Source organism: Empedobacter sp. UBA7611 (genome assembly GCF_002484365.1).
Classification (GTDB): Bacteria; Bacteroidota; Bacteroidia; order Flavobacteriales; family Weeksellaceae; genus Empedobacter; species Empedobacter falsenii_B.
The window spans coordinates 44987-61809 of sequence record NZ_DLJR01000077.1 but is presented as its reverse complement, the minus strand read 5'-3'; the positions used below and the strand labels follow the sequence as shown (position 1 = coordinate 61809).

Genomic DNA, 16823 nt, shown 5'->3' with positions numbered 1-16823 from the left:
AAAATTCAGGGGGATATCCAACTTTAAAATCTCCATTTTTTATACCATAAAAATTAAGTATACATTCTGCCGAAAATTCACTGATAAATTTATTGTAAAACAAATAACTTTCTTTTTCCATAACTCTAATACGAGTTATCTCTTTTTCAAATTCTTTATTGTGAGTTTTATTTAATTCAGCCCATTCAATTGCTTTTTGAACTCCTGAAATCAAAGATTTTTTATCATTTGATCCTACATAAAAAGACTTGTTGTTTTCAGTTATAGTAGATCCCATGAAGCTTTCAACTTTTCTTGAACTTTCGACAAATATCCCTCCATTTGTTAATTGAACAACCTTTATATTTTGTGACAAACAGAATGAAGAAATTGTAATAAAAATAGTTAGTAAAATATTTTTCATTAATTAAAAGATTTTGATAAATGTATTAAATAATGAGTTAAAAACTTCAAACAATAATTAACTCCTTTTAAATTAATACTACATACCTTACAATTCCTACAAAAATTTTTTATAAAATTTTCGAACACGTAAACTACCCTTGAATAACCCCCGTCTATTTTTGGAAGATTTGGAATCCCCCGCACCATTTTTTAATAGAATGGCTTTTCTGGTGGATTTATTCATCCTCCTGTGATTCTAAATTAATGTTTAACAAACGTAGAGGTAAACAAACTTGCTTGTTTTTGATACTAAATCATCTACAAAATTTATCTCTACTCTAAAATCTTATAGCCAAAAATGAAGGTGTCAGAAATTAAAATCTCATATATGAATGAAGTAGATGAGAAAATCAAAGTAATGGGAAGTAGTGAAGTTTATCAAGTTCTTAAAGCGAATTGGGATTTGGATACAATTGAACTTCAAGAAGAGTTCAAAATATTACTACTAAATCAAGGAAATCAAGTTTTAGGAATTAAAAGCATGTTTAAAGGTGGAATAAACACTTGTAGCATTGATGTAAGGTTAATTATGGGAATGGCATTAAAAGCTAACGCATCTGCTCTTGTAATAACTCATAACCATCCAAGTGGAAACTTAAATGCGAGTGAATCAGATAAACGAATAACTTCTAAAATCAAAGAGTGTTGCGAGTTATTTGATATTCGATTGTTAGACCATATTATTATGGCTAAAAATTCATACCTTAGTTTTGCAGACGAAGGAATTCTTTGATTTAAATAAAATATACGAGTAGGGTTGAAGATGATAATTAGTGGAAATCATCCCCGATTTCATCCCCTTTAGAAGGTTTTTAGAGCTAAGGTATTGATATGTAATGCATATCCTTAATCCCGCCAGCTCCACAAACCTCCTTTAAAAAGTTTTAAAGGAGGTTTTTTTATTAAGAAAACTAAGGTTCCCAAATAATACGTGTCATCACATCAAGGTTGGTTCCGGTATGTTTGGTGATAGGAACTCCAGTAACCAAACCAATCATTAAATTGTGTTGAATAGCCAATCTAATTTGAGGTCTTAAAGTATAATGAAATCCATAGCGGTCAATATCCATATTATTTTCAAGTCCAATAAAGTTTTTCGAATTTGGTAAAACATACATCATACTTGCATTTATAGTTGCTCCAACATCTACTTTTTGCTCTTTATAATGATGTTCAAAAACAGGACCTGTATAGATTAACGTGTTGAAATTTTTAAAATTCTTTGCTCCAATAAAAACAGGATTCATTTTCATACCCGTAAATACAGAGCCTTGATGTCCTATTTTTTTGAAATTATTGAATTCAAATTCATGAACATAAGCTACTGCCAAAGATATTTTTCGTTTTTCATTCACCAAAAAAGTATATTGAGTAGCTAATTTTAAACCTTCAATTTTATTGTTTGGAACATAAATAGAACCATCGCTATCAGCGCTTTTGTGATTAAAAGAAAAAGGTACTTCAACCTCTAATCCCAAACGATCTGCAACAGCCCATTCATACTCAATAAAACCATTATATTCATTATATCCTTTTTTCGAGGCAACTCCAACCCCTACATTTATCTCAGCTTCTCCTTTTCTTGCTCCCAGATCGCGCATCAAATCTGTATACAATGGTTCTGCATGATCAACTTTAGGTTTTAATGTTTTTTGTTGTGATTGAATCGTGATGATTGAATCATTTTTTGTCTGGGCGTTAGTTGAAATTGTAATGAAAATTGTAATGAAAATTGTTGTCAATATTGTTAAGAAAAACTTCATTTGTTTATTATTTTGAAGCAAAGGACAAAGAAGATTTAGGAAGAAATTAGGAATTGAAGTTTTACCGCTTTAAAAATCTAACCTATTAAATTTTGAAGTTTTTTGATACTTATCATTTTAAGAATAATAAAAACTATCTTATCTTAGTCGATGAATTAACACCACATTTAAGAAAATCAAACAATTATGAGTTCCTACGAATATTATAACTTTCCGATACAGTTGATAAACGGTTTTTTAGATGATTCTAAAAAAGTTTTGATTGATATTTCACATTATTGTATTTATAGAGTTTTTATAGATAATTTCGAGAAATATTCGGGTTCTTTTACAGGTTATCAGAAGGCTTGTGATGATTTTGGAATTGAATTTAAAAATGTTGCTGCAGCTTATCAAAATGGTAAAGATTTGTATGAAGCAACAATAGATAAAAGTCCGATGGTTGGAATGACTTCTGAAATGTATTGGGATTATATGACCAATGAAAAATCGGAATTTGAGAAGGTTTTATTGCTTGGAGATCTTGCTTTTAAAAGCATTTTAGGTGCAAAATCATATATAAAATTGGATAATAAATATTGGTTTAGCCGAATGAATGGTTCTGTAAAATCAATTGTGAAAGAAGAAATTTCTCCAAAACTTCAACGTTATTTGAACGAATATCAAACCAAAAAAATTAAGAATCAATTAATTGCTGGTTGGGGATTAGCGTCGTATTCAAGATATAATCGCGGGTTTTATGTGAGTTATAAAATGACTTTGGATGATTTGGCTTATCATGCAGAAAAGATTAGAAAATCTACACAAGATAAAAAGATCAAAAATGATGTAAAATCTGCTCACGAAAAAGCATTAGAGAGATTGGAAAAGGAAGGAAAAATGAATTAAGATTTATTTTTTACATAAAGCAAAAGTCCATCAAAATTTTGATGGACTTTTTATATAGCTAATGTTTTAATCTATATTTCTTTTACTGTAATAATATTTACAGGGCAAGCTTTGGCAGCACGTTCGCAATTATCTGCGATAGAATGATCAGGATCTTTTAAGGTATGGAAACCTTTTTTATCAATCGATTTTAATAAAACAGATTTACCATCTTTTTTTGACATTCTGAATCGTTCTGGTGCTAACTCATAACAATAGTTGCATCCGATGCATTTATCGCGTTGTAACGTAATAATGACCATTGAAAACTATTTTTTTAATGAGAATAAGCGCCTTCTTCAACACTATTTTGTTGCGTTCCTGGCTCTTCTACTTTTACTAATTTGTATAATTTATCAGAAGGACGAATTCTAAATTCCATCGGAATTGTAATCGAATCACCTTTTTTAGCTGTATCAGATTTTACATCTTCCACCATCATTTCTGTCACCACCATTTCTTTGGCTCCAGTTGTTGGACCTGTTACTAAAATCAAATCCCCAACTTTCAAATCATAGGCATCAATAACGAATTGACCAATGCTTGGTTTTGGGAAGAAATGAACACCTTTTCCGATGTAAACTTTCTTCTGAGTTGCCATAGAACCTGGAACAGCAGACCATTCTCCTAATTTTTGACCTAAATAATAACCAGACCAAAAACCACGGTTATAAACAGTTTGCAATAATCCCATCCAGTAATCCACTTTTTCTTTCGAATATGTTTTATCTGCAACAGAATCAATCGCTTCTCTATACGCACGAATCACTGTTGCAACGTACTCTGGAGCACGTCCGCGACCTTCAATTTTCAATACTTTTACACCAGCATCAACCACTTCATCCAAAAATTCCATTGTACAAAGGTCTTTTGGCGACATCATGTATTCGTTATCTAATTCGATTTCGAAACCAGATTCTTGGTCGATTACGGTATATTTTTTACGACAGTTTTGTTTACAAGCTCCACGATTTGCAGAAGAATTGTGAGAATGTAAGCTCAAGTAACATTTACCTGAAACAGCCATACACAATGCTCCATGACCGAAAATTTCGATTTCAACTAAATTTCCACTTGGTCCACGAACATCATCTTTAATAATTTGTTCACAAATCTTTTTCACTTGTTTCAAACTCAATTCACGCGACAATACCATTGTATCAGCAAACATTGCATAGAATTTTACTGTTTCGATATTCGTAACGTTAATTTGTGTCGAAATATGAATCTCAATCCCAATTTGTCTTGCATAGGCAATAACCGATTGATCCATCGCAATAACAGCCGTAATATTAGCTTCTTTTGCTCTGTCCAATAAGTTTTTGATTAAAGATAAATCGTGATCGTATATAATTGTATTTAAAGTAAGGTAAGAACGCACACCTTTTTCCTCACAACGTTTTACGATTTCTGGTAAATCGTCCATTGTAAAGTTTATTGATGCTCTCGCACGCATATTCAACTGCTCAACTCCGAAATATACAGAATCAGCTCCATTATCTAAAGCCGCTTGTAACGATTCGAAATTCCCAGCAGGAGCCATCAACTCCATTTTTCCATCTTTGGTCATACGAAAATTCTGATTTTAAGGTGCAAAGGTACAAAAAATATAAGTTTATACTGAATATAAATTAAATATGATTGAAAATGAGTTTTTTAACTGATAAAAAATGTTAAATGAAAATTCTATATTTTTTTGACTGAAAAAGAATTAATTTTGCAAAATGTTAATAGAAAGTCTTCAAAATCCAAGGATTAAAAACTTGCTGAAATTGCAAGAAAAATCAAGAGAACGTAAAAATCAAGGTTTATTTATTGTGGAAGGAACACAAGAAAATGAATTAGCTGTAAAAGGTTGTTACGAAGCGGTTGAAATTTATATTTGCGAAGATATTTATAACAAATCAATAGATTTTGGACAAGTAAAAGTATTTACAATTACCAAACAAGTTTTTGAGAAGCTTGCGTATAGAAAATCGACAGGTGGAATTATTGGTGTCTATAAAACGAAATCTTCGACATTGACAGATTTACAATTGCCAGAAAATGCATTGGTTGTTGTTTTGGAAGCGGTAGAAAAGCCTGGAAATCTTGGTGCAGTTTTACGAACAGGAGATGGAGCAAAAGTAGATGCTGTAATTGTTTGTGATGAAACAGTTGATTTTTTCAATCCGAATGTGATTCGTTCTTCGGTTGGAACATTGTTTACTAATCAAATTGCATCGGCGAGTAAAGAGGCTGTTTTAGAGTTTTTAAAATCTCATTCAATTCAAGTTGTTTCCACATTTTTGAGAGATGAAACGAAAAATTTATACGAAACTGATTTTACAAAATCATCTGCCATTATTTTAGGAACAGAAGCAACAGGGCTTTCTGATTTTTGGGCTGATCATTCAGATTCGTTGATTAAAATTCCGATGTTAGGTTTTGTAGATTCGCTAAATGTGAGTAACGCAGCAGCGATTTGTGTTTACGAAGCTGTGAGGCAAAGACAATAAGATAGATTATAATAAAAATAAAAGCCACTTCTTTCGAAGTGGCTTTTATTTTTATTTTTTACCGAATAGTTTACTAAAGAAAGAGTTTCCTTTATTATGATTTTCACCATATCCGTACCCATATCCGTATTCTTTTGTAAAGTCAACATCGTTAACAACCATTGCCATATTTTTAAGACGGTTATCTTGATATAATTCTTTAGGAATAGCCAGCATTCGTTTGTCCAAATAATTAGCACGAACAACGTACATTGTAATATCTGCACTGTCAGAAATTAATAAAGTATCAGTAACTAAACTAACAGGGGCAGTATCTATTAATACATAATCATAGTTTGCTTTTCCATATTTGACAATATCATCAAAACGTCCGTTCATCAATAGCTCTGAAGGATTTGGAGCTACCTGTCCAGAATAAATAACATCAAATTTATAATCAGCAGGATTTTTGATGATGATATCACTAATATTAATATCATTTGAAATCAAATATTCTGTAACACCATATTTGTGTCTGTATTGATCAGTAATTCCTAAATAATCTAAAACTTTAGGACTTCTAATATCTGCTCCAATTAATAAAACAGATTTACCTGACATTGTTAATATTTGAGCTAAATTAGTTGATATAAATGTTTTACCTTCTCCGCTTGTAGTAGAAGTTATATAGATAGACTGAGGATCTGTTGAATTTTTAAGTAAAAAATTCATGTTTGTTCTAAGAATTCTAAAAGCTTCAGCAACACTAGAATTATCATTTTGCTCGATAATAGAAATATCACTTTTAGGTACTTGTCCAGCAATTGGAGCTCCAACTGCATCTTCAACATCCTCTTTAGAGTTTACATTATTATTCAATAATTTATAAATATATATACATATAAATGGAATAACTAATCCTAGAATTAGAGCTCCTAATAATATAATACTTTTCTTAGGTGAAACGGGAATCTTAGAATCATAAGCATAGTCAATAACTTTTATATTATCTGGTGTAGCAGCTGCTTTTATTTCGTTCTCTTCACGTTTTTGTAATAAGAATAAATATAAAGCTTCAACAATTTGCTGTTGACGAGAAATATCTCTAAAACCACGTTCTTGACTTGGTACTTTTTGAATTCTGCTCGCAATTTGATTTTGTTTAGATTGAACAGAATTTAACATTGTTTGAGTGTTATTTCTATATAATCTCAAACTATTCTTCAAGTTTCTTTTTACATCATTAATTTGCTCTTGTAATTTGATCGCGTTAGGGTGATCTTTTGTTACAGATTTTAACATATCTTCTTTAGCGAGAACTAATTCATTGTATGAAGATATTTCTGCTGAGATAGATTTATCTTCTAATCCAATATTAGAAGGTAGTAAATCAGTCTTAGAAGAATTTAGAGCAGAGTTCATATAGTCAACTAATTGTAGTTGAGTAGATGATTCTAAAAGTTTCTTTTCGTTATCTGCGGCACTTTCTAAAAAGATATTCGCTTCTGAAGTAACATCTGTAATATTATTTTGAACTTTATAACGTTCAAGATTTTTATCAACTCCACGTAAATCGTTTGTAACAATTTGTAGGCGATCATCAATAAATTTAGAGGTAGCTTCTGTTAATTTATGATTATCACTTACTAAATCTTCATTATAAGTTGTAATAAGATCATTTATTAACTTCTTAGATATATCTGGAACAGGACCAACCAAAGAAAAATTAATAATTTTTGAACTCTTCTCAGTATTTGGAGAAATACTCAATGAGTTTTGATATGCATTAACAATTCTATCAATAGAATTTACATTAATTTGATATTCAAAACCAATATGTTTTCCTAAGTTTCCATTTGGACTAATTATAAAACTTCCAAAGTCTTCTGTAATCTTTTGTCCAAAAGAATATTCTTTTATAACACTTGTTTTTTTATTTTCAAGTTTAAATTTAGTGTTCGATAATATACTTACAATAAAACTATTATTGTCTAAGCTTTCATTGGCTTTATCGTTTTCATTTAATAAAATGAATTTTATGGGAGATTTTTCTTGTTGTAATTGAATTTCTGCAACACGACCAACACTAAAATATTGTATATTAAAGTTGTTTTTTTGAATTACTTTAGTTAATAATCTTCTCGATTTTAAAACATCAATTTGATCACCAACTTCAGCGCTTCCTCCAGAACCACCTCCAAGCATAGCTTGATCCATTAAACCAGCTAATTCTCCTGTTGAAGATTCTTTTTCGTTCAATAATATTTTAGCTGAAACTTGATATTGTTTTTGTGTATATTTAACATATAAAAAGGCTATAATTAAAGAAATAATGACTCCAAAAACAAACCATTTCCAATAGTATAAATATTGCTCTAAAATTTGCCTGATATTAATAGTTTCTTCAGGCTCATCGAAGTATTGGTCTTCTACTTTGTTTTTATTTTTACTCATTTTTATTTAGAAATAACAGCAATTACAGATATTATAACACCAGCAACAGATATCCATAAAGAATAGTTTGGTGTAAATTTAGATGATGAAATTTTTGCATTATTTGGTTCTACATAAACAACATCATTTTGTGCTAAATAGTAAACAGGGGAGTTTAGTATTTCTTTAGATGTTAAATCGACATTATAGGTTTGTTTTTGTCCATTTTGTTCACGGATAACCATAATATTTTTTCTTACACCATTAATTGTTAAATCTCCTGCCATTCCTAATGCATCAAGAATACTTACTCTTTCATTTGGAATTGTAAAATTACCAGGTCTAACAACTTCACCTAAAACAGTGATTCTGAAATTTGTGAAATTTATATTAACACCAGGATTTACAATGTACTTTGATATCTTAGATTTTAATTCGTTTTCAGCTTCTGCTCTAGTTAATCCTCCAACTTTTACATTACCTATTAAAGGATAGTTAATATAACCATTTTCGTCAACAGTATACACTTTTGCATAAGGATTATTTTGCATTCCAGAATTTACTTGATAAACACTTTGTTGATTAAAAGGTTCTGTAGCTTTTATATCAGCAGCGCTGACACTAATAGCTAATATGTCAGAAGATTGAATTTTAGGGATATACTGTTCGAAATTTGTAGTAGACTGTTGGTCTCCACTTAAATAAACTAATTCCTTTTTTGATGCACAAGATGATATTGTGAGTACAACTATTACAAATAGTATATTAAAAATTTTATTTTTCATAAATTAAGTTATCAAGTTTTTCAAATTCGGAGTTTTGAGATTTAAATTCAGGTACAATCTCTTTTATTTTAGCTACTAAATGCATGACTTGCTCATGTTTTTCTATCGTTGAAGACATTAAACATAGTTCTTCAATCAACTTTTTATTATCTTGACATTTTGAAGTATTTACTTTAGCAATCATTATTTTTTCATGATGTGTTTTAACTGTATTTTCATCATTGGCTAATAATTCTTCATAAATTTTTTCACCTGGACGTAAACCTACAATTTTTATATCAATTTCTTCAGGATATTTAAATCCACTAAGTCTAATCATCCTTTTAGCAAGATCAATAATCTTCATAGACTCGCCCATATCAAATACAAAAATCTCGCCACCTTTTCCCATTATTGCTGCTTCAAGTACTAACTGACACGCTTCTGGTATTGTCATAAAAAAACGTGTAATATCAGGATGAGTTACAGTTAATGGACCTCCGTTTTCCAATTGACGCTTGAATAAAGGTATTACAGATCCATTAGATCCTAACACATTACCAAATCGGGTAACAATATAATTAGTTTTAGAAATTTCATTTGTACAATTTACATAAATTTCGGCAACTCGTTTAGTTGCGCCCATCACGTTTGTAGGATTTACAGCTTTATCAGTAGAAACCATTACAAACTTTTCAGCACCAAATTCATTTGCTAAATCAGCAATTATTTTTGTTCCATAAATATTTGTGTTGATTGCCTCATAAGGAAATTTTTCCATCAACGGAACATGCTTATATGCAGCTGCATGAAAAATAATTTGCGGATGATATTTATCAAAAAGGCTTAACATTCGTTTTCGATCTCTTACACTCGAAACGATATAATCTATTCTATTTTGTTTTTCTTCAGAAATTTCATTTTTTAAAGACTGTTGAACATCATATAGAGCCGATTCTGCCTGATCAATCAAAATTAGTTGAGCAAAATCCATCATAGCAAGTTGCCTTGAAATTTCACTTCCTATAGAACCTGCAGCACCAGTAACAAGTATTACCTTACCTTGTACATTTTCATTAATAATAGGGTTTTTCAACTTAATTGATTCACGCCCTAATAAATCTTCAATTTTTAATTGTTTGATTTGAGCAGGCTTGTATGTACCATCAATCCAATTAGAAATAGGAGGAATTATTTTAATATTAACATTTAAATCTTCTAAAGATTTAGAAAGGTTTAATAACTCATTAGTTTTAATATTTTGAATAGAAATAATGATTTCTGAAATATCATTTCGTTCAATGAATTTATCATCAACATCATTTATAGAATAAATTTTAGCGCCATCGATAAACGTTCCAATTTTAGAAGGTTTGTCATCAATAAAACCTACTACTTTATAGTTAAATTGAGTATCGTTTTGTAAAATATCTCGAGTGATTAATCCTGAATCTCCTGCACCGTAAATTAATATTTTTTGTTGTTCCTTATTTTTTGAGAAAAAATAATTATAAATCCATTTATAATATAATCTGGCAATAACCATTATTACTGTTGAAATAAATAAATGGACAAAGATAACAGAGTAAGACATTCTGAAAACATATGAAACAGGAGTGTTCTCCGAAAGATTAGATTCAATGAATTGTCTATAGATAAAAGAGATGAAGAAAAGAATCAGAAAAGCCGTAGTATTAGATACAAATACATTTTCAGCATCTTTTAACCCCGTTTTTTTTACAATTCCTTTATATGTTTTAAAATACAAAAAACATAGAGTATATGCTGCTACAACAAATGGTAATTTAAATAATAATTTTTCTAAACTAAAAGAATTTAGAAAACTATTAAGTATAAAATTGGTTATTACATAGCTAAAGAAAACTATAAGTATGTCTAGCACTAATACGACCCATCTAGGAGCATTAAAGTGTTGGTTAAAAGGATTCAATATTTTAGTAATTTAAGTGGTGATAAAGATAATAAAAAAATCAGGAATAGAGACTCCAAAAAATGGAAAAATCTATCCCTGATTAATATCTTAAATTAAGAGAGAATTATTTTACTCTGAAAACAACTCTTCTTGCTAATTGATGAGAAGAAACTTGAGAATTTTTGAATTCTTTATCTTCACCTTCACCAACTGTAGTTAATTGAGAAGCATTTGCTCCTTGACTAACTAAAATAGCTTTTACATTTTCTGCTCTTCTACGAGATAAATCTTTGTTGTAAGAATCACTTCCAACTGGGTCAGCGTAACCTAAAATGTCAATTTGAGCATTTGGTTTAGCTTTTAAATATTCAGATACAAATTTAATACCTCCAACAGATTGTTGATATGGTTTATCAGAATTGTAATCAAAGTATACATTGATGATACCTGAATTAATCATTTGCTCTAAGAAATCAGCATCGTTAACGATAGTTGTATTTCCTCCTGCATTTTGTTTAATGTATTCTTCAATATTATCTGGAATACCATTACCATTATGATCAATAGTAACACCTTTAGTATCAACTACAGCGCCTGGAGCTGAATCTGGCTCTTGATCTAAGTAATCAGCAACACCATCTCCATCAGTATCTTTTAACATTTGTTCGATGTTGGCAATTCTGTCTTCTAAATCTTTTCTTGTAGTTTCAAAAGTCCAATCGGCATGTTTCTGGTTACCTCCAAGATAGAATGTTAAACCTAATGTAGCATTCCACATATCGCCATCTAAACCTCTTGTATCCATTTTAGAAGTGAAGTCATAATTGTTTTGTTGGCGAATGTTTCTGATGTAAGTAACGTCACCTGTTAATGCAATACGATCAGATAATTTTAATTGAGGTGTTAAACCTACAATAATATTACCCATATTATCTGCATTATCAAACAAACCATCATCTTCTCTTGTCATCCAAGAGTAACCAGCACCTGCATGTGCTAATAAACCAATAGATTTAGTCCAATCTTCAAAGTTCATAATACGACCTAGATTTGCTACTCCTTGTAAGTCTACACGGTAATAGTTTGTTCTAAATCTTTTAGAATCTTCACCTTCTTTTAAACGATCATAAGCTCCGTCTAATTTTAAACCAAATTTAGGATTAAACATATAACGAACACCTAAGTCTACATGGTAAAAACTTGGAGTTTGCATAAAGTAACCATTAGAAAAACCTTTAGTTGCTTTGTTTGCTCCACCATTGGCCTCAATAGACCATTTGTTGTAATCATTGTTAACTGTTTCAGTAACTTCTTGCGCTTGAGCAAAAATCCCTAATCCAATTACACTTAATAGGTATGAAATCTTTTTCATGAGGAAAAATTTAATTACAAGATTATATAAATTGTTAAAAACGAATAAATAAATAATGTTAAAAAAGCTTACAACTAACGAAAGTCATAATATTTTTTTGTGATTATTTTAACGTCCAAAAAAAGACTTCAATAATTGTGCCGAAATTAATTTTCATTTTTCTTGTACCATGTTTGAATCATTTAAATTATTTTTGCATAAATATTTCCCAAAACAAACAATGGAACAATCAGCATTTCTTTTTTCGACCAGAGGATCATTAGAATTAGCACAAAAAATTGCCGATCAATATGGTCAAGAACTTGGTAAATCTAAAATTGTAGAATTTAGCGACGGAGAATTTGTACCCGCTTTTGAACAGCCAATTCGCGGAGCTCGCGTTTTCTTAATCGGTTCTACAATGCAACCAACAGACAATTTAATGGAATTACTTTTAATGTGTGATGCAGCAAAACGCGCATCTGCTAAAAGTATTACAGTTGTTATTCCTTATTTTGGTTTTGCTCGTCAAGATCGTAAGGATGCACCACGTGTACCAATTGGAGCAAAATTAGTTGCAAAAATGTTAATGACAGCTGGAGCAACTCGTGTAATGACTATGGATTTACACGCTGATCAAATTCAAGGATTTTTTGAAGTTCCTGTTGATCATTTATTTGCTTCAACAATTTTCGTTGAATATATCAAAGGTTTAGGTTTAGATAATATTTGTATCGCTTCTCCAGACATGGGAGGTGCTAAACGTGCAAATACATATGCTAAATACCTTAATGCAGATATCGTAATTTGTCACAAAGAACGTAAAGTTGCAAACCAAGTTGATAGCATGATGTTAATCGGTGAGGTAGAAGGTAAAAATGTTATTTTAGTAGATGATATGATTGATACAGCGGGTACACTTGCTAAAGCTGCTGAATTGATTATGGAAAAAGGAGCAAAATCTGTTCGTGCAATTGCAACGCACGGAGTTTTATCTGGACCAGCTTATGAGCGTCTTGATAACTCTTTGTTAACGGAAATTGCTATAACTGATAGTATTCCATTAAAAAATACTTCCGTATCTAAAATAAAAGTATTATCTTGCGCTCCGCTTTTTGCTGATGTTATGCATTTAGTACATAGCAATAAATCTATTAGCCAACGTTTTGTTATCTAATGATTTAACTTAAATTTAAATTATTTTTATTATATACATATTATTATGAAGTCAATTACAATTCAAGGTGTAAAAAGAGAAGACTTAGGTAAAGTGGCTACACGTAACCTACGTAATGCTGAACAAGTACCTTGTGTGGTTTACGGTTCTGGAGAGCCTATCCACTTTTCAGCTGATGAAAAAGCATTCAAATCATTAGTTTACACTCCAGATGCTCATACAGCAACTATCGAGTTAGCTGATGGAGCTAAAATTCAAGCAATTTTACAAGACATCCAATTTCACCCAGTAACGGATAAAATCTTACACGTAGATTTTTACCAATTAAACGAGGACAAACCAGTAACTATGGAAGTTCCAGTTCGTTTAGTAGGACGTGCTCGTGGTTTAGTAGCTGGTGGGGTTTTACGTTTCAACATGCGTAAATTAAAAGTTCGTGCTATTCCAGCAAACTTACCAGACGAAATCGAAATCGATATCACTCCAATGAGAATTGGTCACAAAATGTATGTAGAAACATTGAAAAATGATAACTACACATTCGCTCATCCAGATAACGCAGTAGTAGTAGCTATTCGTACTTCTCGTAACGCTGTTAAGGATGCTGATCAAGACGAAGACGAGGATTAAGAAATTTTCTTTTCAGATAACATTAAACCACTCAATTTTGAGTGGTTTTTTTATTTTTAAAAATTTAATAAGATAAATTTGTCCGAATTAAAATTAGTTGTATATTTGCTTCATAATTTATAATGAATAAAAGAAATTAATGTTTTCTAAAGCGTGCGAATATGGAATTAAGGCTTGTGTGTTTATTGCACAAGAATCTGTAGAAGGAAAGAGAGTCAATTTAAAACAAATTGCAAATTCGATTAATTCTCCAGAAGCTTACACAGCCAAAATTCTTCAACAATTAGTTAAAGCAAATGTGATTTCATCTGTCAAAGGAAAAATGGGAGGTTTCCAAATGGATGCAGCGCATTTAGAAGATATCAAATTAGTGAATATCATCAAAGCGATTGATGGAGATGGTCTTTATCACAGTTGCATTTTAGGTTTAGTAGAGTGCGATGCTAACAAACCTTGTGCTTTACATAGCCGTGTTTTTGCAATTCGTAATGATTTGCGAGGAATGCTAGAAAAGACATCGATGTTTAATTTGATTGATGATCTAGAGAAAGGAATTGCTTTTCTTAAGCATTAAAAAAAATTGATTAAAAATAAGATAAAAATATCCGATTATCCGAATTAAAAAATTACAACAATGAACCTATTAATAGAACTTCCTCAAACAACTGCTTCTCATATGAGTTATACTGTAACAGTAAATCTAAATGAAGCGTGCGAAAGACATCATAAGACATTATTTTTTTGTTGGAATATTCGTGCTGGAATAGATAAAGGAGTCGATATTCAACGAATTGTTGATTATGTAAATTGGTATGGGGAAAAAGTGTTATTCAAAAAATTTGAGATAGAAGAGAATTACTTGTTTTCGCTTTTGGATGAAGACCATTACTTGGTAAAAAGATCATTGAAAGAACATAGACGTTTGAGACGCTTGTTTAAGATAGATACAAAAAATCCGATGAAAAGTTTGATTTATATCGAAGAAGAATTGGATTTGCATATCAGATTTGAGGAGAAACAAATGTTTCCTGAATTTGAGAAAAATGCAACACAAAAAAAGTTAAAAGTAATTAAAGAACAATTTAATTCACTTTTAACTAACACAGATTGGAAAGATCAATTTTGGTTATAGATCTTTATAGCTAAAAATTTTTACTTATAATTTTTTAGATGATTTTTGAAAAGAAAAGCTCGATTTTGCAGGTCGAGCTTTTTGTTTTTTATAGATTAAGATAGTTACTTCTTAATCTTAATTTCAAAGATTTTGTCCCAGTTTTTACCTGTTAATAACATATTTCCGTTGTCTTTGAAAGCGATTCCGTTCAATTCTTGTGCTTGTGGATTTCCTTGTTTTCCTTTCAATTCAGCGAAATTAAACTCCGCTTTTACAGCGCCAGTTTGCGGATCAATTACCACAATATTACTGTTATCTGCATGTCCAGATTTTAGGTAAACATTTGCATAAATTAAACCATCGTGATACTCAATTTCATTCAAATAACTATATGGTTGCGTGCTATCAAAAGCTTGAACAGTTCTAAGGTAGTTAAATTTCTCGTCGAAGAAATGAATACGTTGTGAGCCTTCTGTTACAGCTAATTCTTTACCAATAGTAGTAATTCCCCAACCTTCGATAATTTGAGCTGGCATATCAAATTTTTCAACTTGATTAAAGTTCAAATCATATTTATAAATGACACGATCTTGCCATGTTAATTGATAAATAAAACCATTCAGTTCTGTAATTCCTTCTCCAAAAACATCGTCTTTAATTTGATATAATTTTGTAGGTTCAGTTGCCCCCAATTTATATTCAATCAAACGTGTTTTTCCTCCGCGAAGTCCAGTTCCTTCGAAAATATTTCCGTTTTTGAAATAAAAACCTTGCGTAAAATAATCTGGATTATGTGGATAAGTTCCTACAATTTCATAATTCCATTGCGCAGCCGGCTCATTTGCATAAACCACAAACGTAAAATCGCGCGAATTTGTTTCTTCTTCTCCTTTGAAGAATTTCAAATTAACCGTATGATTTCCTAATCCAATTGTTTTCCCGTCAATCGTAAAATCAGCAGGAACTTCTTGTCCATCCACTGAAACTACAACTTTCGTAATTCCATCTAAATTAGTTAAAGGAATATTGATTTTGTCGCCAATTTTGTATTTGTTTTGTTCAATTTTCGAAACAATTTCAGTGATTGCAGTATTGTTTTTTCCTGTAGAATCTTTACAAGAAAATAATACTGAAGAGAAAACTGTTGCACAAACTGAGGCAGCGATTAAATATTTTTTCATTTGATGTGTTTTATGTTTTATGAATTAGGTTGCTAATTCTACTACAAATATATTTTATTTTGTTCGATTCGGATTATTTTTTACAAAAGCATCCCAACTAGAATAAGAACTTGGCGTTTCAGTTGTTTTACCCGAATTTAGATAATGACAAACCGCAACGGCAAGACCATCTGTGGCGTCCAAACGCTTCGGAATTTCTTTCAATCCAAGTAAATGTTGTAACATTCCCGCAACTTGTTCTTTCGAGGCATTTCCGTTTCCGGTAATCGCCATCTTAATTTTTTTTGGCGCATATTCTACCACAGGCATATCGCGATGTAGACAAGCCGCAATACAAACGCCTTGAGCACGTCCAAGTTTTAACATAGACTGAACATTAACGCCAAAAAACTGCGCTTCAATGGCTAATTCATCAGGATGATATTGATCGATAATGGCTAAAGTTTTTTCGAAAATCTTTTTCAATTTAGTTTGCTGGTTCGGAAGTTTGTGCAACAACAATTCGTCTAAAGTAATCAACTTTATTTTGTTATTTTTGACTTCAATCAAACCAAAACCCATCACCATTGTTCCAGGATCAATCCCTAAAATAATCTTTTCCATCGTTGCGAAGGTATTAAGATATTCTG

17 protein-coding genes are annotated in these 16823 nt (G+C 30.8%); 7 read left to right on the top strand and 10 right to left on the bottom strand.

The features are described 5' to 3' along the window. A partial coding sequence (locus B3R94_RS13210) for a hypothetical protein (RefSeq protein ID WP_291101386.1) occupies positions 1-403 on the bottom strand: 403 nt, incomplete at its 3' end. Between the two features lie 369 nt (positions 404-772). Here B3R94_RS13210 and B3R94_RS13205 point away from each other — a divergent pair. After that, the gene (locus tag B3R94_RS13205) at positions 773-1177 is read left to right on the top strand and encodes a JAB domain-containing protein (RefSeq protein ID WP_244957982.1); all 405 of its coding nucleotides are present in this window, start codon (positions 773-775) and stop codon (positions 1175-1177) included. 178 nt (positions 1178-1355) lie between these two features. Here B3R94_RS13205 and B3R94_RS13200 read toward each other — a convergent pair whose 3' ends face one another. After that, the gene (locus B3R94_RS13200; protein WP_291101383.1) at positions 1356-2207 is read right to left on the bottom strand and encodes an HAEPLYID family protein; all 852 of its coding nucleotides are present in this window, start codon (positions 2205-2207) and stop codon (positions 1356-1358) included. 186 nt (positions 2208-2393) lie between these two features. Between B3R94_RS13200 and B3R94_RS13195 the strand changes: the two genes are divergently transcribed. After that, entirely contained in the window at positions 2394-3095 is a 702-nt protein-coding gene (locus B3R94_RS13195) for a hypothetical protein (RefSeq protein WP_038336268.1), read from the top strand. Positions 3096-3166: 71 nt separating this feature from the next. Here B3R94_RS13195 and B3R94_RS13190 read toward each other — a convergent pair whose 3' ends face one another. After that, entirely contained in the window at positions 3167-3397 is a 231-nt protein-coding gene (locus tag B3R94_RS13190; protein ID WP_291101379.1) for a ferredoxin, read from the bottom strand. A 14-nt stretch (positions 3398-3411) separates the two neighbouring features. Then, positions 3412-4704, bottom strand: a complete 1293-nt coding sequence (locus tag B3R94_RS13185; protein WP_291101377.1) for a peptidase U32 family protein — start codon at positions 4702-4704, stop codon at positions 3412-3414. Between the two features lie 154 nt (positions 4705-4858). Between B3R94_RS13185 and B3R94_RS13180 the strand changes: the two genes are divergently transcribed. After that, positions 4859-5632, top strand: coding sequence for a TrmH family RNA methyltransferase (locus B3R94_RS13180; protein WP_115002246.1), 774 nt, complete (start codon positions 4859-4861; stop codon positions 5630-5632). Positions 5633-5683: 51 nt separating this feature from the next. On the opposite strand, the gene B3R94_RS13175 is transcribed toward B3R94_RS13180, so the two are convergent. From B3R94_RS13175 to B3R94_RS13160, 4 genes are all read right to left on the bottom strand, one after another. Further along, a complete protein-coding gene (locus B3R94_RS13175; RefSeq protein WP_291101374.1) occupies positions 5684-8065 on the bottom strand; it encodes a GumC family protein in 2382 nt (793 codons plus the stop codon). Between the two features lie 2 nt (positions 8066-8067). Continuing rightward, positions 8068-8829 (bottom strand): polysaccharide biosynthesis/export family protein, encoded by a 762-nt coding sequence (locus B3R94_RS13170; protein ID WP_180905477.1) that lies wholly within the window; start codon positions 8827-8829, stop codon positions 8068-8070. Beyond that, on the bottom strand, positions 8819-10759 hold the full coding sequence (locus tag B3R94_RS13165) for a polysaccharide biosynthesis protein (protein ID WP_291101371.1): 1941 nt from the start codon (positions 10757-10759) through the stop codon (positions 8819-8821). Before B3R94_RS13165 ends, B3R94_RS13170 begins: the two co-directional genes overlap by 11 nt. A gap of 106 nt (positions 10760-10865) precedes the next feature. Next, a complete protein-coding gene (locus B3R94_RS13160; protein WP_280036212.1) occupies positions 10866-12113 on the bottom strand; it encodes an OmpA family protein in 1248 nt (415 codons plus the stop codon). Between the two features lie 220 nt (positions 12114-12333). Between B3R94_RS13160 and B3R94_RS13155 the strand changes: the two genes are divergently transcribed. From B3R94_RS13155 to B3R94_RS13140, 4 genes are all read left to right on the top strand, one after another. Further along, the gene (locus B3R94_RS13155) at positions 12334-13269 is read left to right on the top strand and encodes a ribose-phosphate pyrophosphokinase (protein WP_038336277.1); all 936 of its coding nucleotides are present in this window, start codon (positions 12334-12336) and stop codon (positions 13267-13269) included. A gap of 45 nt (positions 13270-13314) precedes the next feature. Beyond that, a complete protein-coding gene (locus B3R94_RS13150) occupies positions 13315-13899 on the top strand; it encodes a 50S ribosomal protein L25/general stress protein Ctc (protein WP_038336278.1) in 585 nt (194 codons plus the stop codon). Positions 13900-14038: 139 nt separating this feature from the next. Then, a complete protein-coding gene (locus tag B3R94_RS13145) occupies positions 14039-14473 on the top strand; it encodes an RrF2 family transcriptional regulator (RefSeq protein ID WP_038336279.1) in 435 nt (144 codons plus the stop codon). Positions 14474-14533: 60 nt separating this feature from the next. Then, positions 14534-15031 (top strand): hemerythrin domain-containing protein, encoded by a 498-nt coding sequence (locus tag B3R94_RS13140; protein ID WP_291101366.1) that lies wholly within the window; start codon positions 14534-14536, stop codon positions 15029-15031. Positions 15032-15135: 104 nt separating this feature from the next. On the opposite strand, the gene B3R94_RS13135 is transcribed toward B3R94_RS13140, so the two are convergent. Then, positions 15136-16194, bottom strand: coding sequence for a glutaminyl-peptide cyclotransferase (locus tag B3R94_RS13135; RefSeq protein ID WP_291101364.1), 1059 nt, complete (start codon positions 16192-16194; stop codon positions 15136-15138). Between the two features lie 54 nt (positions 16195-16248). Further along, positions 16249-16797, bottom strand: a complete 549-nt coding sequence (ruvC, locus tag B3R94_RS13130; RefSeq protein WP_291101361.1) for a crossover junction endodeoxyribonuclease RuvC — start codon at positions 16795-16797, stop codon at positions 16249-16251. Positions 16798-16823: the final 26 nt, after the last annotated feature.